20 protein-coding genes and 1 tRNA gene are annotated in these 18,546 nt (G+C 63.7%); 9 read left to right on the top strand and 12 right to left on the bottom strand.

Going from position 1 to position 18,546, the window contains the following annotated elements:
* The first annotated feature begins 155 nt into the window (after positions 1–155).
* The 3 genes from argJ to BTHE68_RS11060 are packed head-to-tail and all read left to right on the top strand — an operon-like array spanning position 156 to position 2,726.
* A complete protein-coding gene (gene argJ, locus BTHE68_RS11070) occupies positions 156–1,397 on the top strand; it encodes a bifunctional glutamate N-acetyltransferase/amino-acid acetyltransferase ArgJ (RefSeq protein WP_162066360.1) in 1,242 nt (413 codons plus the stop codon).
* A 25-nt stretch (positions 1,398–1,422) separates the two neighbouring features.
* On the top strand, positions 1,423–2,286 hold the full coding sequence (locus tag BTHE68_RS11065; protein ID WP_061177720.1) for an ATP-binding protein: 864 nt from the start codon (positions 1,423–1,425) through the stop codon (positions 2,284–2,286).
* Positions 2,283–2,726 carry an NUDIX domain-containing protein gene (locus BTHE68_RS11060; protein ID WP_162066359.1) on the top strand — a complete coding sequence of 148 codons (444 nt, stop codon included), beginning with the start codon at positions 2,283–2,285 and terminating at the stop codon, positions 2,724–2,726. The genes BTHE68_RS11065 and BTHE68_RS11060 overlap by 4 nt, the downstream gene beginning before the upstream one ends.
* A 23-nt stretch (positions 2,727–2,749) precedes the next feature.
* Here the strand turns inward: BTHE68_RS11060 and BTHE68_RS11055 are convergent, their stop codons facing one another.
* The 9 genes from BTHE68_RS11055 to BTHE68_RS11015 form a co-directional block, all read right to left on the bottom strand.
* Positions 2,750–2,941: a DNA gyrase inhibitor YacG gene (locus BTHE68_RS11055; RefSeq protein WP_061177722.1), complete on the bottom strand. Its 192-nt coding sequence runs from the start codon at positions 2,939–2,941 to the stop codon at positions 2,750–2,752.
* A gap of 70 nt (positions 2,942–3,011) precedes the next feature.
* Entirely contained in the window at positions 3,012–3,767 is a 756-nt protein-coding gene (gene zapD / locus BTHE68_RS11050) for a cell division protein ZapD (RefSeq protein WP_061164498.1), read from the bottom strand.
* A 170-nt stretch (positions 3,768–3,937) separates the two neighbouring features.
* Positions 3,938–4,543 (bottom strand): dephospho-CoA kinase, encoded by a 606-nt coding sequence (gene coaE, locus BTHE68_RS11045; RefSeq protein ID WP_162066358.1) that lies wholly within the window; start codon positions 4,541–4,543, stop codon positions 3,938–3,940.
* Between the two features lie 17 nt (positions 4,544–4,560).
* Complete coding sequence (locus tag BTHE68_RS11040) at positions 4,561–5,481, bottom strand: prepilin peptidase (protein WP_162066357.1); 921 nt, start codon at positions 5,479–5,481, stop codon at positions 4,561–4,563.
* A 31-nt stretch (positions 5,482–5,512) separates the two neighbouring features.
* On the bottom strand, positions 5,513–6,712 hold the full coding sequence (locus tag BTHE68_RS11035; RefSeq protein WP_162066356.1) for a type II secretion system F family protein: 1,200 nt from the start codon (positions 6,710–6,712) through the stop codon (positions 5,513–5,515).
* Complete coding sequence (locus BTHE68_RS11030) at positions 6,709–7,926, bottom strand: GspE/PulE family protein (protein ID WP_162066355.1); 1,218 nt, start codon at positions 7,924–7,926, stop codon at positions 6,709–6,711. The genes BTHE68_RS11035 and BTHE68_RS11030 overlap by 4 nt, the downstream gene beginning before the upstream one ends.
* Positions 7,927–8,000: 74 nt before the next feature.
* On the bottom strand, positions 8,001–9,287 hold the full coding sequence (locus BTHE68_RS11025) for an HlyC/CorC family transporter (protein ID WP_162066354.1): 1,287 nt from the start codon (positions 9,285–9,287) through the stop codon (positions 8,001–8,003).
* Positions 9,288–9,431: 144 nt separating this feature from the next.
* Positions 9,432–9,508 (bottom strand) — tRNA-Pro (locus tag BTHE68_RS11020).
* A 41-nt stretch (positions 9,509–9,549) separates the two neighbouring features.
* Positions 9,550–10,542: a polyprenyl synthetase family protein gene (locus BTHE68_RS11015; RefSeq protein ID WP_162066353.1), complete on the bottom strand. Its 993-nt coding sequence runs from the start codon at positions 10,540–10,542 to the stop codon at positions 9,550–9,552.
* 268 nt (positions 10,543–10,810) lie between these two features.
* On the opposite strand from BTHE68_RS11015, the gene rplU reads away from it, so the two are divergent.
* The 4 genes from rplU to proB all read left to right on the top strand — a co-directional run bounded on the left by rplU (position 10,811) and on the right by proB (position 13,822).
* A complete protein-coding gene (gene rplU, locus BTHE68_RS11010; RefSeq protein ID WP_035511298.1) occupies positions 10,811–11,122 on the top strand; it encodes a 50S ribosomal protein L21 in 312 nt (103 codons plus the stop codon).
* A 43-nt stretch (positions 11,123–11,165) separates the two neighbouring features.
* Positions 11,166–11,426 carry a 50S ribosomal protein L27 gene (rpmA, locus tag BTHE68_RS11005; RefSeq protein ID WP_008342952.1) on the top strand — a complete coding sequence of 87 codons (261 nt, stop codon included), beginning with the start codon at positions 11,166–11,168 and terminating at the stop codon, positions 11,424–11,426.
* Positions 11,427–11,591: 165 nt separating this feature from the next.
* Positions 11,592–12,677: an Obg family GTPase CgtA gene (gene cgtA, locus BTHE68_RS11000; RefSeq protein ID WP_162066352.1), complete on the top strand. Its 1,086-nt coding sequence runs from the start codon at positions 11,592–11,594 to the stop codon at positions 12,675–12,677.
* A gap of 26 nt (positions 12,678–12,703) precedes the next feature.
* Positions 12,704–13,822 carry a glutamate 5-kinase gene (gene proB, locus BTHE68_RS10995; RefSeq protein WP_162066351.1) on the top strand — a complete coding sequence of 373 codons (1,119 nt, stop codon included), beginning with the start codon at positions 12,704–12,706 and terminating at the stop codon, positions 13,820–13,822.
* 53 nt (positions 13,823–13,875) lie between these two features.
* On the opposite strand, the gene BTHE68_RS10990 is transcribed toward proB, so the two are convergent.
* Positions 13,876–14,439, bottom strand: coding sequence for a CNP1-like family protein (locus BTHE68_RS10990; protein WP_162066866.1), 564 nt, complete (start codon positions 14,437–14,439; stop codon positions 13,876–13,878).
* Between the two features lie 144 nt (positions 14,440–14,583).
* On the bottom strand, positions 14,584–15,234 hold the full coding sequence (locus BTHE68_RS10985) for an RNA pyrophosphohydrolase (RefSeq protein ID WP_061177729.1): 651 nt from the start codon (positions 15,232–15,234) through the stop codon (positions 14,584–14,586).
* A 260-nt stretch (positions 15,235–15,494) separates the two neighbouring features.
* Here BTHE68_RS10985 and BTHE68_RS10980 point away from each other — a divergent pair, with 260 nt between their 5' ends.
* Together BTHE68_RS10980 and BTHE68_RS10975 are read left to right on the top strand one after the other, a co-directional pair.
* Complete coding sequence (locus tag BTHE68_RS10980) at positions 15,495–17,231, top strand: proline--tRNA ligase (RefSeq protein ID WP_162066350.1); 1,737 nt, start codon at positions 15,495–15,497, stop codon at positions 17,229–17,231.
* On the top strand, positions 17,231–17,830 hold the full coding sequence (locus BTHE68_RS10975) for a MarC family protein (RefSeq protein WP_061177731.1): 600 nt from the start codon (positions 17,231–17,233) through the stop codon (positions 17,828–17,830). The genes BTHE68_RS10980 and BTHE68_RS10975 overlap by 1 nt, the downstream gene beginning before the upstream one ends.
* A 43-nt stretch (positions 17,831–17,873) precedes the next feature.
* Here BTHE68_RS10975 and BTHE68_RS10970 read toward each other — a convergent pair whose 3' ends face one another.
* Positions 17,874–18,425, bottom strand: coding sequence for a hypoxanthine-guanine phosphoribosyltransferase (locus BTHE68_RS10970; RefSeq protein WP_053568795.1), 552 nt, complete (start codon positions 18,423–18,425; stop codon positions 17,874–17,876).
* Positions 18,426–18,546 lie beyond the last annotated feature (121 nt).

Genomic DNA, 18,546 nt, shown 5'->3' with positions numbered 1-18,546 from the left:
GCTGTCGACCAGATCCAAGCGACGCAGCGATGCGTCGTTTGTCTTTGCAGGTCCCTTATTCACGGCGCCGGCCTCGAATAGCCGGGCGGGCGTCAGTCTTCCAAAGCGTGCCGGTCCGATAAGCCGGCACTCGCCACCTTCAGCGAGACGCGAACATGGCCGTCAACTTTCCCTCGATCGATCCCGCAGCGCTTCATCCCGTCGCCGGCGTCACGCTAGGCTGGGCCGAGGCGAATATCCGCAAGCCCAATCGCAAGGATGTGCTCGTCATTCGCGTCGATGAAGGCGCGAGCGTCGCAGGCGTGTTCACGCAGAATCGCTTTTGCGCCGCGCCCGTCACGGTGTGTCGCGAGCATCTCGCGGCTGTCAGCAAGGGCGGCAAGGGCATTCGCGCGCTCGTCGTGAACACCGGCAATGCGAACGCCGGCACCGGCGAGCCGGGCCTGGCGCACGCGCGCGCGACGTGCGCGGAGCTCGCGCGCCTCGAAGGTCTCGATGCGCAGCAGATCCTGCCGTTTTCGACCGGTGTGATTCTGGAGCCGCTGCCGATCGATCGCCTGAAGGCCGGTCTGCCCGCCGCGCTCGCGAACCAGCAGGCCGCGCACTGGTTCGATGCCGCGCAAGCCATCATGACCACCGACACGCTGCCGAAGGCGGCGTCGCGTCAGGTGACGATCGACGGACACGTCGTCACGCTGTCGGGCATCAGCAAGGGCGCGGGCATGATCAAGCCGAACATGGCGACGATGCTCGGCTTCCTCGCCTTCGATGCAACCGTCGCGCAGCCGGTGCTGGATCAGCTCGTGAAGCATGTGGCGGATCGCTCGTTCAACTGCATCACCATCGACGGCGATACGTCGACCAACGATTCGTTCATCCTGATCGCGTCTGGCAAGTCGAGCCTGCCCGCGATCACGTCGACGGATTCGCCTGCGTACGTCGCGCTGCGCGATGCCGTGACGGAAGTCGCTCAGGCGCTCGCGCAACTCATCGTGCGCGATGGCGAAGGCGCGACCAAGTTCATGACGATCACGGTGGAAGGCGGCAAGGACGCGGCGGAATGCCGTCAGATCGCGTACGCGATCGGCCATTCGCCGCTCGTCAAGACGGCGTTCTACGCATCCGATCCGAATCTCGGCCGTATTCTCGCGGCGATCGGCTATGCAGGCGTGACGGATCTCGACGTCGGCAAGATCGATCTTTATCTCGATGACGTGCTCGTCGCGAAAGCGGGCGGACGCAATCCCGAGTACAAAGAAGAAGACGGCCAGCGCGTGATGAAGAAGAGCGAGATCGCGATTCGCGTGCTGCTCGGACGCGGCAACGCACAAGCGACGATCTGGACGTGCGACCTCTCGCATGATTACGTGAGCATCAACGCCGACTACCGTTCCTGAACAAGCGGCGCGCATCGATACCCATATGGACAAGCTCGAACAATTTCTCACGCGCGCCGAGGCGGTCCTCGCGCGCATCGAAGGTATGTTGCCGCCCGCCGCGCCGGATATCGACTGGGCATCCGCGGTGGCGTTTCGCTGGCGCAAGCGTCAGGGGCGCGGATTTCTGCAGCCGGTGCCGGCCATCTCGCAGATCACGCTCGATGATCTGCAGAACATCGATCGCCAGAAGGGCTTGATCGAGCAGAACACGCAGCAGTTCGTGAAGAAGCTGCCGGCGAACAACGTGCTGTTGACGGGCGCGCGCGGGACGGGCAAGTCGTCGCTGATCAAGGCGTGCCTGAATGCGCATGCGAAGGACGGCCTGCGTCTCATCGAAGTCGACAAGGACGATCTGCACGATCTCGGCGATATCGTCGACCTGATTTCGGCGCGGCCCGAGCGTTTCATCGTGTTCTGCGACGATCTTTCGTTCGAGGAAGGCGAGTCGGGCTACAAGGCGCTGAAGGTGGCGCTCGATGGTTCGGTCGCGGCGCAATCGGACAATGTGCTGATCTACGCGACGTCGAATCGCCGTCATCTGTTGCCCGAATACATGAGCGACAACGAGACGTACAAGCACACGTCCGATGGCGAGATTCATCCGGGCGAAGTGGTCGAAGAGAAGATCTCGCTGTCCGAGCGTTTTGGCCTTTGGGTCAGCTTCTATCCGTTCAAGCAGGACGACTATCTTTCGATCGTCGGTCACTGGCTGAAGCATTTCGGCTGCGATGAAGCGGAAGTCGAAAGCGCGCGCGGCGATGCGCTCGTGTGGGCGCTGGAGCGCGGCTCGCGTTCGGGTCGCGTCGCATGGCAATTCGCGCGCGACTGGTCGGGACGCAAGCAATGAGCGAGTCGAACACCAGCTCGCAGACCGACATCGCGCCCGACGGACGCAAGGTGACCGAAGTTGCCGTCGGCGTGATGGTGCAGCGCGACGGCCGCTATCTGCTCGCGCAGCGCCCCGAGGGCAAACCGTATGAAGGTTACTGGGAGTTTCCTGGCGGCAAGCTCGAGGCGGGCGAGAGCATCGAGGCGGCGCTGGGACGCGAACTGCACGAAGAACTGGGCATCGACGTCACCGCGTGCCAGCTCTGGCGCACGCTTGAGCACGACTATCCGCACGCGTACGTGCGTCTGTTTTTCTGCAAGGTGACGGACTGGCAGGGCACACCGCGCGGGCGTGAAGGTCAGGCGATCGCGTGGCAGTCGCTTCCGGTCGACGTCGCGCCGCTGCTGCCCGCGGCCATTCCGATTCTCGAATGGCTCGAAGAGGAAGAGCGCGAATAGAGCCGGAGACGGCTCAGTTCAGATCAGTTCAGGCCGCCGCGCGTATCGTCGTCCGGCGGCGTTTCCTGCGAATTGCCCGCGATCTTGTACTTCTCGGTCGCCCACGCGCCGAGATCGATCTGCTTGCAGCGCTCCGAGCAGAACGGGCGAAAACGGTTTTCCGGAACCCAGCGAACGTCTTTGTCGCAGGTCGGGCATTTGACGACAGTGCTCATAACGGTAAGGCGTGAAAAATCGCGCAGGCTTTGATCGACATCGGAACGATATGGGGCCTGCCGATTCGTTTCAAAGGCTGCAAAGCGTCAGATGAAAGGGCACATCGACATCGACGGCGCGCGGCTTCAGATCGCCATCCTGCACCGTGAAGCGCACCCACAGCATGTACTTGTTCGCGCTCGCTTCCGGAATCACGCGTGTGTCGGGCGAAACGCGCACCTGCATCAGCTGATACGTGCGGCCCGATAGCATCTGCTGATAGCTGCCCTGCATCGCCATGACTTTCGACGCCTGACCGGACTCGCGCGCGAGCCGTAACACGATGGCCGCCGCGTCGCGCAGCGCGAGCATCGGCATGACCCACTTCGCGATATCCTGACGCCGCTCTTCGACCGGCAACTGCTGCCAGGCATAGTACGACGGCAGATCGAACTTGCACGTTCCGCCGGGGATGATCGTGCGGCTGCGGATGCTCGCGAGCCACTCGTTGTCGGCGAGATGCTGGCCGGTCTTGCCGTGCATATCGGTGAGCCCGGTGAGCGTCTGCTCGATTTCGCCGAGCACGGCTTCGAGCGCTTCCTGCTCGATGCCCGGATTGCCGCGGAACGGCGCCAGCGTCTGCCGCTGCCGCTCCAGTTCCTTCATGAGGTCGGCCTTGAGATCCGTGCGGCCAGCGACTTCGGCGATCTCGAAGAGTGTCGTGAGCGCGACGTGATGTTCCCGCGCGTCTTCCTGAGTCAGAAAGAACGTGAAGCGCTCGAACAGGTCTTCGAGGCGCAGCAGCGTCCGGATTCGCTCGTTGAAGGGATACTCGTAAAGGATCAAGCGCGCTCGCCTCGGCGTGGGTCGGTTGCTTCCTTGAGCGGAAGTGAGCACATTCTAATGCCGCATCCTCACCCTAGCAAATCGGGGCATATTCGCGCGTCAAGCTGCCGGTTTCGCCGCAAATCCGGGAACTTTTCGTCGATTTGGCAAACTCAGGCGATTGCGTTGCGTCAGACGGATGCGAGCGACAAATAACGCGCATGCAGTGCGTCGACTTGTTGTGCGAGTGAATCGAGCGTGGCGGTTTCATCGTTGACGACGATATCGTCCGCTGCTGCGACGCGCGCTTCGCGAGACGCCTGCTTCGCGATGATCGAAAGCACCTGTTCACGCGTGAAGCCGTTGCGCCGCATGACGCGCGCGATCTGCGTCTCGACGGGACAATCCACAACCAGCACGCGCGACACGCGGCTCGCCCATTCGCCGGACTCCACGAGCAGCGGCACGACGACGATGTGATACGCGCCCGACGCCCCGTGCCGCTGGCGCTCCGTTTCGGCGCGAATCAGCGGATGCACGATGCCTTCGAGACGTGCTTTCGCGGTGTCGTCGGCGAAAACCAGTGCGCGCATTTTCGCGCGATCGAGCGAGCCGTCGGCGGCGACGAAATCGTCACCGAACTCGCTCGCGATCAGCGGCATCGCGACGCCACTCGGCGCTGTAATCCGATGCGCGATCAGGTCCGTGTCGATCAGCGGCACGCCACGCTGCGCGAACAGATCCGCGACCGTGCTCTTGCCGCTGCCGATGCCGCCGGTAAGACCGATGCTGAACATCCGTTGCGCTCCTTCGTTCATCCGAACAATGCGTAAAGCGGCGTGCCGGCGAAGAGCGTGATTGCGCCGCCCGCCGCGAGAAATGGCCCGAACGGCAACGGCTCTTCGAAACGCATGTGCTTGCGCCACGTCGCGATGATGCCAACCAGCGCACCCGCAACGGCCGCGATCAGCACCACTTGCGCGAGCGCCCCCCAGCCGAGCCACGCGCCGATCGCGGCGAGCAGCTTGAAGTCGCCGTAGCCCATGCCTTCGACGCCGCGCACGAGCTTGAAGAGCCAGTACACGCACCACAGGAAAAGATAACCCGCGATCGCGCCGGTGACGGCATCGTGCAGCGTCGCGAATCCGCCTTCGCCAAAATTGACGATGAGTCCCGCCCACAGCAGCGGCAGCGTCAGCACATCGGGAAGATACCGCGTGTCGTAGTCGATGAGGCCTGCCGCCAGCAATGTCGCGCACAGTCCGAACGCGGCGAGCGCGGGCCAGGCGGGACCAAAGGCATAGAGGCAGAGCGCCGCGAGCGCGCCGGTCGCAAGTTCGATCAACGGATAGCGCGCACTGACGCGCGTCCCGCACGCCGAGCAGCGCCCGCGCAGCGCGAGATAACTCACGACGGGAATGTTCTCCCACGCACGCAGCACATGCTTGCAATGCGGACACGCGCTGCGTGGCACTGCAAGGTTGAAGCGGGCGGGATAGGAATCGGCGGCGGGTTTGGGGGAATTGGACGCATCGGGCATGGCCGCATCGACTTCGGCTCGCCACGCGCGTTCGAGCATGACTGGCAGACGATGCACGACGACGCTCAGGAAGCTGCCGATCACGAGACCGAACACGACGACGAAGCCGTACTGCACGGCGACGGGAAGCACGGCGAACACGGCCGCATAGCGGCTCGCGAAATGCGCGGTGGACGGATCGAACGAAGGCTGCATGATGAACGAACGGTTGCTTTGGCCCGCGATGCTACACCACGTTGCCGAGCTGAATGATAGGAAGATACATCGCGATGACGAGGCCGCCCACCAGCGCGCCGAGCACGGTGATGACGATCGGCTCGCACAGACTCGCGAATGCGCCGAGACGCTCGTCCACTTGACGATCCGCGAGGGTGGCGAGATCGAGCAGCATCGCGTCGAGCGAGCCCGATTCTTCCGCGACCGCGATCGGCTGCACCACGTCCTGCGGAAAGCAACCGCTGGCGCGCATCGCGGCCGCGAGGCGCTCGCCGTTGCGCAGACGCGCGGCGATATCGACGGTCGCGCGGTCGAACACACGGTTGCCGGTGGCGTGCGCGAGCGAATCGAAGGCGTCCGACAGCGGCGTGCCCGCGGCGAGCAGCGTGCCGAGCGCGCGGCTCCAGCGCGCGACGGCCAGCGCGCGCAGCAGCCTGCCCGCGAGCGGCAGACGCAGCACCAGGCGGTCGGCCGATTCGCGTGCAGCGGGCGAGCGCCTGATCCAGCGCGACACGACGATCGCCGCACAGGCGCACGCCACGACAAACGGCACGCCGACATTCGCGACGCCGTCCGAGAGCGCGAGCACGAAACGCGTGGGCGCGGGCAGCGGGGCGCCGAAACCGTCGAAGATGGTCTTGAACGTCGGCACGACACCGATCAGCAAGCCCGCCGTGATCGCGAGGGACAGCAGCAAGACCATGACCGGATAGGTGAGGGAGGCGCGCAGCCGGGCCCGTTGCGACGCGGCGCGTTCGCGATCGTCGGCGAGGCGGGCTAGAACGGACGCCAACGCGCCCGCCACTTCACCGACCGCGACCAACTGGCAATACAACGCGCCGAATGCCGAGGGATGCTGCGCGAGCGCGGCGGAGAACGGCACGCCGCGCGTGATGTCGCGTGCAAGGGCGCGCACGATGCGCGGCAATCCGCCGCCCGTCGCGCTGCCGGCCAGCAATTCGAGCGCGCCCGCGAGCGGCAGGCCAGCGCGCAGCAGGCCGGCAAGCTGGCGCGTGAAGAGCGTGACTTCGCCGGCCTTGGCCTTGGGCGGCGGTGCGACGCCGAGCGCTTCGAGCCAGGTGACGATGACGCCTTCGCGCCGCAGCGTCGCACGCGCCGAGACCGCATCGGTTGCGATGATCTTTCCGTGCTTTTGCCGGCCTTCGGCATCCAGGCCGCGCCACGCGAAGCGCATCTCCATTGACATCATTCGATCTCCGTCGCTTCGGCCGCCTCGGCGACGCTCGTCACGCCCTCGCGCACGCGCGTGAAGGCCGCGTCGCGCAGCGCGGGCATGCCTTGCGTCTGTGCGGCGCGCGCGATGGCATGCGTCGCCGACCGCGAGACGATCAACTCGCGTATCTCGTCCGAGACCGGCATCACCTGATGCACGCCGACGCGCCCGCGATAGCCGATGCCGTGGCACGCCGGACAGCCGCGCGCCTCGAACGGATGAAATCCGTCCGCGAGCGGCAGCGCCGATGGCGCTCGGCAGTGCTCGCACAGCTTGCGCACGAGCCGTTGCGCCGTGACGAGCCGGAGCGCCGACGCGAGGTTATAAGGCGCGACGCCGATATCGATGAGCCGCGCGATCGCGGCGGGCGCGTCATTCGTGTGCAAGGTCGAGAGCACGAGGTGTCCGGTCTGCGCGGCCTTAACCGCGACGTCCGCGGTTTGCGCATCGCGAATCTCGCCGACCATGATGACGTCGGGGTCCTGGCGCATGAACGCACGCAGCGCCACGGCGAACGTCAGCCCGGCCTTCTCGCGCACGCTGACCTGATTGATGCCCGCCAGCTGAATCTCGACCGGATCTTCGACGGAGCACACGTTGCGCGCTTCGGCGTTGAGCATCTGCAGGAAGCAGTAGAGCGACAGGGTTTTGCCGCTGCCGGTCGGGCCCGTCACGAGCACGAGACCGTGCGGCGCGCGAATCGCCGATTCGACCGTGCGGCTTTGGGCGTCATCGAGGCCCAGCGCGGCGAGCGACAGATCAGGCGGCAGCGCGTCCAGCCGCCGCAGCACGAGCTTTTCGCCGAAGAGTGTCGGCAGCGAATTCACGCGATAGTCGCCGACGCGCCCGCCCGGCAGATTCAGACGCAGGCGGCCGTCCTGAGGCACGCGCCGCTCGGCGATATCCATGCGGGCCAGCACCTTGATGCGCGTGACGAACGCGTCGCGCAAGTGCGGCGGCGGGCGTCTGAGCACATGCAACGCGCCGTCGACGCGCAGGCGGATGCGCCAGTCGTGCTCGGAAGGCTCGACGTGAATGTCGGATGCGCCGCGCTCGGCGGCTTCGCGCAGGGTGTCGGCGAGGAGCGAAACGGCGGGCGTGTCGTGATCGGATGCGCCTTCGAGCGCGGGATCGACGGAGCGGGCCGGGCGCGCGAAAGTGTCGAAAGCGTCGCGGGAGGGAGAAATCATGGGCGTCGTGCGGTCGGAGTCGAGATGACCCGATCATCTCGTTCGCAACTACCGACGCCCAGTCGTCCGAATGGCTAACGCAGTGCGCGCTGCGGCCCGAGCGGGCGGAAAATCTTCACGGTGCGGATCGCCTGATCGTCGCTGCGCATGACTTCGAAAGTGACGTCGGCGATGCGGATCGACACGTCGCCGTCCGGGATGTCTTCGAGCGTTTCGAGAATCAGGCCGTTGAGCGTTTTCGGGCCGTCCGTCGGCAGCGTCAGGTTCAGCCAGCGATTCAGTTCGCGCAGTGGCATGCTGCCCGCCACGATGCACTCGCCGTTCTCGTTCCAGCCGCCGCGCGAGCCCGCGCCGCGCGGAATCGTCGTCGTGAACTCGCCGATCAGTTCCTCGATGATGTCCTCGGGCGTGACGAGCCCCTGCAACTCGCCGTACTCGTCGACCACGATCGCGATGCGATGGCCGCTTTCCTGAAAGTACTGCAGTTGCTGGAAAACGGGCGTGCCGGTCGGTACGAAGTAGGGCTCGGTGAGCAGTTCGCGCAGCGTCTCGCGTTCGAGCTCCTGGTTATGCAGCGCAGACAGCGTCTTGCGCACGTGCAGGATGCCCATCACGCGATCGATATCGCCCTGAAAGACGACGAGCTTGTTGTGATAACAGGTCTCTAGCTGATGCAGGATCTGCTCGAACGGCGCCTCGAAGTCGAGCGCTTCGATGCGTCGGCGCGGAATCATCACGTCATCGACGGTGATGTTTTCCAGATCGAACAGATTGAGCAGGATGCTGCGGTGTTTGGTCGGCATGAAGCTGCCGGTCTCGAGCACGATCGTGCGCAGTTCTTCCGGCGAAATGCGCTGGTCGCGCTTGTTTTTCGTGTTGATGTGCAGCGCGGCGAGAATCGCGTTGGCGAACAGATTCACGAACCAGATCAGCGGCCGCGCGATACGCATGAGCGGTGAGAGCACCAGACTCGCGGGCAGCGCCACTTTCTCGGGATAAGTCGCACCAACGATCTTCGGCGCGATCTCCGCGAACACGATGATCAGAAACGCGATCACGCCCGTCGTGACCGACAGGACGAGGTTGTTGTGGCCAAAGGTGCGCAGCGCGATCGATGTGGTCAGCACCGGGATGATCGTGTTGATCAGGTTGTTGCCGATCAGGATCACGGAGAGAAGCTGGTCGGTTTTTGCGAGCAGCCCTTGCGTCGTGCGGGCGCGCAGCGATCCCTGGCTCGCCAGATATTTCAGCCGATGGCGATTGAGCGCCATCATCGATGTTTCGGAGATCGAGAAGAAGCCGGAAAGGATGAGAAGCAGAAAAATGGCGCAAATTTGCGCCCATAAGGGAAGGTTGTCCACGCGGTGATCGAGTAGGGGCGGAGATGGGAGGCAATATAGCAGACGGGCAGGCACGCCCGCCTTCGGCCTGTTGACCAGCGTACGCGGTTTCGTGCGCTGGAAATAAAAAACCCGCATGGCGGACCATGCGGGTTTTTGCAATTCTGGTCGGGGTGAGAGGATTCGAACCTCCGGCCTCTACGTCCCGAACGTAGCGCTCTACCAGGCTAAGCTACACCCCGAATTTGACCAAACTTGGACTCTTACGCTGTTTCAGTCTCGTTCAAGACTGCCGTGACGTCGAGTAAGAACATAATTCTAGCAGGCTCTCTTTGTAGATGGAAGGGGGAAATGCAGAAATCGCATTCGCCGCCGCCTGCGCTTCCTTGCGCGCGCATTCCAGCGTGTGGTCGAGCGCGCCGGACGTGGTGATCGCGTGGAAGATCGTGTCGAAGCGGTCCGTGCCGCCTTGCTCGATGGCCTCGCGTGCGAGCGCCGCCTGCTCCGGCGTGCCGTGCTCCATCAGAAAGATGAGCGGCAGAGTGGGTTTGCCTTCGCGCAGGTCGTCGCCGGCGTTCTTGCCCATCGATTCGGGCGTGCCGGTGTAGTCGAGCCAGTCGTCCATGATCTGGAACGCCGTGCCGATGCGCCGGCCGAACTCCGCCGCCGCCGCTTCGGTGCGCGCATCCGCACCCGACAGCACCGCGCCCAGTTGCGCGGCCGCTTCGAACAGCTTCGCGGTCTTGTAGCGGATCACCTGCATGTAGCGCGTTTCGTCCACATCAGGGTCATGCATGTTGAGCAGCTGCAGCACTTCGCCTTCGGAAATGACGTTGGTCGCGACCGACAGGATTTCCATCACGCGCATCTTGCCGACGCTCACCATCATCTCGAACGAGCGCGAGTAGAGGAAGTCGCCGACCAGCACGCTCGCCGCATTGCCGAACAGCGCGTTCGCGGTCTTGCGGCCGCGCCGCAGGTCGGATTCGTCGACGACGTCGTCGTGCAGCAGCGTCGCCGTGTGGATGAACTCCACCACGGCGGCCAGTTCATGGCGATATCCGGTCGTGTCGCCCAGCGCGCCGGAGACCAGCAGCAGCAGCGCCGGACGCAGCCGCTTGCCGCCCGCGCCGATGATGTACTCCGAAATCTGGTTGATCAGCATCACTTCTGATGCCAGGCGCTGCCGGATGACACGATTGACGTGCTGCATGTCCTCGGCGATCGGGGCGAGCAGCGCGGCGGCGTTGGGAGGGGAAGTGGCGGTGGACGACATGTTCGGCAGGAAAGGTAATCCGGCGGATTATAAGGCGAATCCGACAGACGACGGGGTTTCGGCTGTGTCGATCCGCGCGCTGTGCGCGAAATTCGGACAGGATTCGCTGCGATTTTCGTTGTGTTCGCCGAGGTTCGGCCGCGGACCGCGCGCTCGCGCCGTGCGCGAAGGGGACGTCGACGCACTTTGACGTCAAGCGTAACCCTATGTATAATCGCGTGTTTTCCCCGCGTGGTGCGTGGAAAAAGAATTCTGAGTGAGGTTCTCAATGTACGCGGTCATAAAAACCGGCGGCAAGCAGTATAAGGTTGCCGTTGGCGAAAAATTGAAAGTAGAACAGATACCGGCAGACATTGACGCTGAAATCACGCTCGACCAGGTTCTCGCAGTAGGCGAAGGCGAATCGATTAAGTTCGGTACGCCGCTGGTGGGTGGGGCTTCCGTCAAGGCTACCGTCGTGTCGCAAGGTCGTCACAAGAAAGTGACCATCTTCAAGATGCGCCGCCGGAAGCACTACCAAAAGCACGCTGGCCATCGCCAGAACTACACCGAGCTGCGCATCGACGCGATCAACGCCTAAGGCGCGATCGTTCCGCACAGATATCGGTTAAGGAGCTAATCAAATGGCACACAAAAAAGCAGGCGGGTCTTCCCGCAACGGCCGCGACTCCGAGTCGAAACGCCTCGGCGTTAAGGTGTACGGCGGCCAGGCAATCAACGCAGGCGGCATCATCGTTCGCCAGCGCGGCACGCGCATGCATCCGGGTGAGAATGTCGGCATCGGCAAGGATCACACGCTGTTCGCGCTCGCCGACGGCCACGTCAAGTTCGTGACCAAGGGCGCTGCGAAGAAGCACACGGTCGTCGTCGTCCCGGCAGCGTAAATTTTACGCACGGGCTTCAGGACCGAAAAAAGGCCCCGCGAAGTTCGCGGGGCCTTTTTCGTTGGTGCGCGGGGAACGCGCATCGGCGGGAATTCGAGAATATCGGTGACCGGGCAACGCCGGGTCACGGCAAAATAGCTGCAAATACACGGGACGGAGCAACGCATGAAGTTCATTGACGAAGCGAAGATTGAAGTCATCGCCGGCGACGGAGGAGATGGCAGCGCGTCGATGCGCCGCGAAAAGTTCGTCCCGTTCGGCGGCCCCGACGGCGGCGACGGCGGACGCGGCGGCAGCGTCTACGCGGTCGGCGATCGCAATATCAACACGCTGATCGACTATCGGTTCTCCAAGAAGCATCAGGCGCGCAACGGCGAAAACGGCCGCGGCGCGGACTGCTACGGCAAGGGCGGCGACGACATCACGCTGCGCATGCCGGTCGGCACCATCATTTCAGATCAGGAAACGGGCGAGATCATCGCCGATCTGACCGAACACAATCAGCAGGTGCTGATCGCGCAGGGCGGCGCGGGCGGCCTCGGTAACCTGCATTTCAAGTCGAGCACGAACCGCGCGCCGCGTCAGAAGACCGACGGCAAGCCGGGCGAGCGCCGCATGCTCAGGCTCGAACTGAAAGTGCTCGCCGATGTCGGTCTGCTCGGCATGCCGAACGCGGGCAAATCCACGTTCATCTCGTCGGTGTCGAACGCGCGGCCGAAGATCGCGGATTATCCGTTCACGACGCTCGCGCCGAATCTCGGCGTGGTGCGCGTCGGGCCGAGCAAGAGCTTCGTGATCGCGGACATCCCCGGCCTGATCGAAGGCGCGGCGGAAGGCGCGGGGCTTGGGCATCGTTTCCTGCGTCACTTGCAGCGCACCGGCGTGCTGCTGCATCTCGTCGACATGGCCCCGTTCGACGAAAACGTCGATCCGGTCGCCGAAGCGAAAGCGATCGTCAACGAACTGCGCAAGTACGACGAGTCGCTTTACGACAAGCCGCGCTGGCTCGTGCTGAACAAGCTCGACATGGTGCCGGAGGACGAGCGCGAAGCGCGTATCGCCGATTTCGTCGAGCGCTTCGAGTGGGATGGTCCGGTCTACGAGATTTCCGCGTTGACGGGCCAGGGCTGCGAGGCGCTCACGTACGCGATCTACGACTACATCTCGCAGCATTCCGACGCATCGCGTGCGGCGGAGGCGGAAGATCTCGCCGCCGACGTGCGTTTCCGCGACGACGCAGCGAAGGAATAAACGCAACCACGAGGAGAAAGCGCACGATGCGTTCGGTCATCGCCGCTGCGAAGCGAATCGTAGTGAAAGTAGGGTCCAGCCTCGTCACCAACGACGGGCGCGGGCTCGACCATGCGGCAATCTCTCGCTGGGCGGCGCAGATCGCGGCGCTGCGCGAGCAGGGCAAGGAAGTCGTGCTCGTGAGTTCGGGCGCGATCGCGGAAGGCGTCCACCGGCTCGGCTGGACCAAGCGGCCGCGCGAGATCGACGAGTTGCAGGCGGCGGCGGCCGTCGGCCAGATGGGCCTCGCGCAGGTCTACGAAAGCAGCTTCGGCGCGCACGGCATCCGCACCGCGCAGATTTTGCTGACGCACGCGGATCTCGCCGATCGCGAGCGCTATCTGAACGCGCGCTCGACGCTGCTCACGCTGTTGCGCCTGGGCGCGGTGCCGATCATCAACGAGAACGACACCGTCATCACCGACGAAATCAAGTTCGGCGACAACGACACGCTCGGCGCGCTTGTCGCCAATCTGATCGAAGGCGATGCGCTCGTCATCCTCACCGATCAGCGCGGTCTCTTCACCGCCGATCCGCGCAAGGATCCGAACGCGACGCTCGTCGAACAGGCCGATGCCGGCACGCCCGAACTCGAGCAGATGGCAGGCGGCGCGGGCTCGAGCCTCGGACGCGGCGGCATGCTGACCAAGATTCTCGCGGCGAAGCGCGCGGCGCATAGTGGCGCGAACACGGTGATCGCGAGCGGCCGCGAAGCCGACGTGCTCACACGTCTCGCGTCCGGCGAAATGATCGGCACGCAACTCATCGCGCGCACGGCGCGGATGGCGGCGCGCAAGCAGTGGATGGCGGATCACCTGCAGGTGCGCGGGCACGTCGTGATCGACGATGGCGCGGTGCGCAAGCTCACCGCAGACGGCAAGAGCCTGTTGCCGATCGGCGTCATCGACGTGAAGGGCGCGTTCGCGCGCGGCGAGGTCATCGCGTGCGTCGATGCTCAGGGGCAGGAGGTCGCGCGCGGCATCACGAACTACAGCAGTTCCGAAGCGCGCCTGATTCATCGGCGGCCCAGCGGCGAGATCGAAACCGTGCTCGGCTATATGCTGGAGCCCGAACTGATTCATCGCGACAATCTCGTGCTCGTCTGATACGAAAAAGCCCGCTGATCCAGCGGGCTTTTGTACTTTGCCGTGCCGTGAAATCAGCGCAGATTGATCGAGCTTTGCGTGCGCTTGTACTGGATATTGTTGACGATCTGCTTCGCCGTGCCGACAGGCAGCTTGCTCGCGCAGAAGTAATCCTGATAGAGCGCCGCCTGGTACGCGTTCAACTCGCCGTTCTCGATGCGCTTGAAGTCGAACGCGGAACCCTGATCCCAGCCGTTCTGATCGTCGTTGATGCTCGCGTAGCGGCGCCATTCGTAGGTGTCGCAACGAATCCCTTCATAGTTGACGTTGCGCGCGCCCGCCGGACTCGTCACGACGACCACATAGCGCACCACGCCGTCGTTGCCGACCGTGAGCGATGTCTTGTCGACGGCGAAAGTGAGCGGCGTGTTCTGCGAAACATTGAACGCCAGCAGATTCGATGCTTGCGGCAGAGGCGGCAGCGTCTCGATCTTCTCCTCGGTCCAGTTCGGCTTGCGGTCGAGCAGATAGGTGAACACGCCGTCGTCCTGGGTGGACGGAGTTTTATTGCTGGAGCAGCCGGCGAGCACGGCAAGCGCTGCCGCGGATGCCGCGATTACCGCGAGTGAGGCATTCACTTTCAATTGGATCTTCCCGGAAACATGCGCGCGGGGCTTGACGCGCCCGCCCGGCGGAACAAAGCGAAATGGCACGGCGAGTGAATCGCCGTGCCATCGATCGAAGTCATGCTGAGTGTCGACGTGTGCGAGGAACCGCGATGATCAGTCGCACGATGAGCGGTGCGCGATCACATGCACTTCCTCGCTGACCGTGCATTCTGCCTGAACCGCCGCGCCGGAGGCAGTAACGGCAGGTGCTTCGATCGTCATCGTCTGGACGACGCGTGGATAGCGCAGTCCATGATGCGCGGCTCGCTCGCCGCGCTCGGCGCGGGAGTTGGTTCGCCGCAGGAACCGGGACAGCTCGGTGAGAGCCATTTGATAAACGTCGCGCTTGAACTCGATGACCGCGTCAAGCGGCACCCAATACTCGTTCCAGCGCCAGGCATCGAACTCCGGATGGTCCGTCGCACGCAGGCAGATGTCGCAATCGCGTCCCACCATGCGCAGCAGAAACCAGATTTGTTTCTGACCGCGATAATGTCCGCGCACCTCGCGCTTGATGAACTTGTCCGGCACCTCATAACGCAGCCAGTCGCGCGTGCGACCGACAACTTTCACATGCTCCGGAAGCAGACCGGTTTCTTCGTGTAACTCCCGATACATCGCTTGCACAGGGGTCTCACCGTATTTGATGCCCCCTTGCGGAAACTGCCAGGAATGTTCACGCAGCCGCTTGCCCCAAAACACTTCGTTGCGCGCGTTCAAGAGGATGATGCCGACGTTCGGGCGAAAGCCTTCACGATCCAGCATACAGCCACCTTCAAATCCTTTAAAATTGCTTTGATTATAAACAGTTAACGGACCCCGCGCATCGGTTCGAACCCGCGGCATGAAGCCGAATGCGGGGCACGTTTGCCGAGCAGGGTGCAGGACGCTTTGCCAGACCTTGCGGAAGGCGGCAAAATCTTCTTCCCTGCGAAAGCCGTAGACCGTTTCCGTCGTTCACCTTCGATACGCCTGCTCCGGCGCCACAACGGCTCCGAAGCGCGCGCCGCTTTTGGAAAATTTGAATGAAAGCATCCCGTTTCTTCATCGGCACCCTGAAAGAAGCTCCCGCCGACGCCGAGATCGTCAGCCACAAGCTGATGATGCGCGCCGGCATGATCCGCCGCGTCGCGGGCGGCATCTACGATTACATGCCGATCGGCCTGCGCTCGGTGCGCAAGGTCGAAGCCATCGTGCGCGAAGAGATGAACTGCGCGGGCGCGCTCGAACTGCTGATGCCCGCCGTGCAGCCCGCCGAACTGTGGCAGGAGTCGGGCCGCTGGGAGCAGTACGGTCCGGAACTCCTGCGCTTCAAGGATCGCCACGAGCGCGACTTCGTGATGGGCCCGACGCATGAGGAAGTCGTCACCGACATCGCGCGCCGCGACATCAAGAGCTATCGCCAGTTGCCGGTGAACTTCTATCAGATTCAAACGAAGTTCCGCGACGAGATCCGTCCGCGCTTCGGCGTGATGCGCGGCCGCGAGTTCATCATGAAGGACGCCTATTCCTTCGATAAGGACCTCGACGGTCTCGCCGAGTCGTATCGCAAGATGTACGACGCCTATGTGCGCATCTTCACGCGTATCGGCCTGGAGTTCCGCGCGGTCGCGGCGGACAACGGCTCGATCGGCGGCAGCGGCTCGCACGAGTTTCACGTCATCGCGGATACGGGCGAGGACGACATCGCGTATTGCCCGGACTCGGACTTCGCCGCGAACGTCGAAGCGGCGGACGCGCTGCCGCTCATCGCGCAACGCGCCGCGCCCACGGAAGAACTGAAGAAGACGCCGACGCCGGGCGCCGCGAAATGCGAGGCGGTCGCGCAGCTTCTGAACATTCCGCTTGAAAAGACCATCAAGTCGATCATTCTCGCAACCGAAAACGAAGGCGCCGAGCCCACCATCTGGCTGCTGATGCTGCGCGGCGATCACTCGCTCAACGACATCAAGACCGGCAAGCTGCCGGGCCTCGCGGGCTACCGCTTCGCGACGGAAGCCGAGATCATCGAATGGTTCGGCACGCCGCCGGGCTATCTCGGCCCGATCGGCACGAAGAAGCCGGTGCGCGTGATCGCGGACCGTACGGTCGCGAACATGAGCGATTTCGTCGTCGGCACGAACGAGGTCGATTACCACACGACCGGCGTGAACTGGGGCCGCGATCTGCCCGAGCCGGAAGTCGCGGATATCCGCAATGTCGTCGCGGGCGATCCGTCGCCGGACGGCCGTGGCACGCTGGAAATCTGCCGTGGCATCGAAGTGGGCCACGTGTTCCAGCTCGGCACGAAGTACTCCGATTCGATGGGCGCGACCTTCCTCGACGAAAACGGCAAGCCCGCGCCGATGCAGATGGGCTGCTACGGCATCGGCGTGACGCGCGTGCTGGGCGCGGCGATCGAACAGAACTTCGACGATCGCGGCATCATCTGGCCGGAAGCCATCGCGCCGTTCGAAGTCGTGATCTGCCCGATGGGCTACGACCGCAGCGACGCCGTGCGCGAGCAGGCCGACAAGCTGTACGCGACGCTGCAGGAAGCGGGCATCGACGTGATCCTCGATGATCGCGGTGAGCGTCCAGGCGTGATGTTCGCGGACTGGGAACTGATCGGCGTGCCGCATCGTATCGTGATCGGCGATCGCGGGCTGAAGGAAGGCAAGCTGGAATATCAGGGCCGACGCGATACCGAAGCCACGCTGCTGCCGGTCGATGAAGCCGCCGGCGCGGTGATAGCGAAGGTGCGAGCGGCGCTCGGGAAGTAATGCAGTACGACTTCCTGTCGGCGACGATCCTGCTGCTGCTGATCACCGATCCGCTCGGCAACATTCCGATCTTCATCAACGCGTTGCGCGGCGTTGCGAAAGAGCGGCGCCGCGTCGTGATCCTGCGCGAAGTGGCGATCGCGTTCGGCATCCTGCTGCTGTTCATGCTGGCGGGCGACCGCTTCCTGCGCGCGATGAATCTGACGGATTTGTCGTTGCGCATCGGCGGCGGGATCGTGCTGTTTCTGATCGCGCTGCGGATGATCTTTCCGCATCCCGACGGCGCGATGGGCGGCGATGCGCGCGGCGGCGAGCCGCTGATCGTACCGCTCGCGATTCCGGCGCTGGCCGGGCCGTCCGCGCTGGCGACGGTGATGCTGCTGACTTCGCAGGCGCCGGGCAAGATGCTCGAATGGGTCGGCGCGCTGTCGGTGACGATGATCGTCTGCGCGATCGTGCTGATTCTTGCGGAAAAGATTCAGCACTGGCTCGGCGAGCGCGCGGTCACGGCGTTCGAACGGTTGATGGGGCTCGTGCTGGTCGCGATTTCCGTCGAGATGATACTGACGGGGATACGCACTTTCGTGCATCAGTTATAAAAAAAGCGGCCGAGGCCGCTTTTTTCATGTCGCCGGAAAACGCTCACGCGCCTTCGGTCAGTGCGCGAATCGTCGGCAAATTCCGCCAGTAACCCTTCGCGTCCATCCCGCAGCCGAACACGTACCTGTCCGGCACCTCGAATCCACAGAAATCCGGTCGCAACGGCTTTGCCTTCGGGATGATCTTCTCGCACAGCACCGCCGACAGAAACGTCTTCGCGCCCATCGCCATGATGCGGTCGCGGATCGCGGCCATCGTCTCGCCTTCGTCGAGGATGTCGTCGAGCACGAGCACCACGCGGTCCTTCACCGATTCCGCCGGCGCCACGCGCCACTGCATCTCGCTGCCGCCCTTGATGGCGTTGCGATAGCGCGTCAGGTGGATGTAATCGAACTCGAGCGGGAAGTCGAGATGCGGCAGCAGCATGCCGGTGAATACGGCCGCGCCCCCCATGACCGAGAGCACGAGCGGGAAGTCGTCTTGCGTCGCCGCCTTGATGGACGAGGCCATCTTGCCGATCGATGCATTGACCTCGTCAGCCGTCACGATTTCTTCGGAGTGGCTGAAAATATGGAGAGCTTCTTCGCGATTCATAGGGAAAGCGGGGGAGAGGCTGACTTCTTAGTGTGGAAAAAAACGGCGGCGTGCGCCATATGATAAACCCGCGCTTGCTTCGCGTCGGGCGACGCGCGCAAACGCGGGTTCGAGGTGCCGC

Source organism: Burkholderia sp. THE68 (assembly GCF_009938265.1).
Classification (GTDB): domain Bacteria; phylum Pseudomonadota; class Gammaproteobacteria; order Burkholderiales; family Burkholderiaceae; genus Caballeronia.
This window is presented reverse-complemented; position numbering and strand designations above follow the sequence as displayed.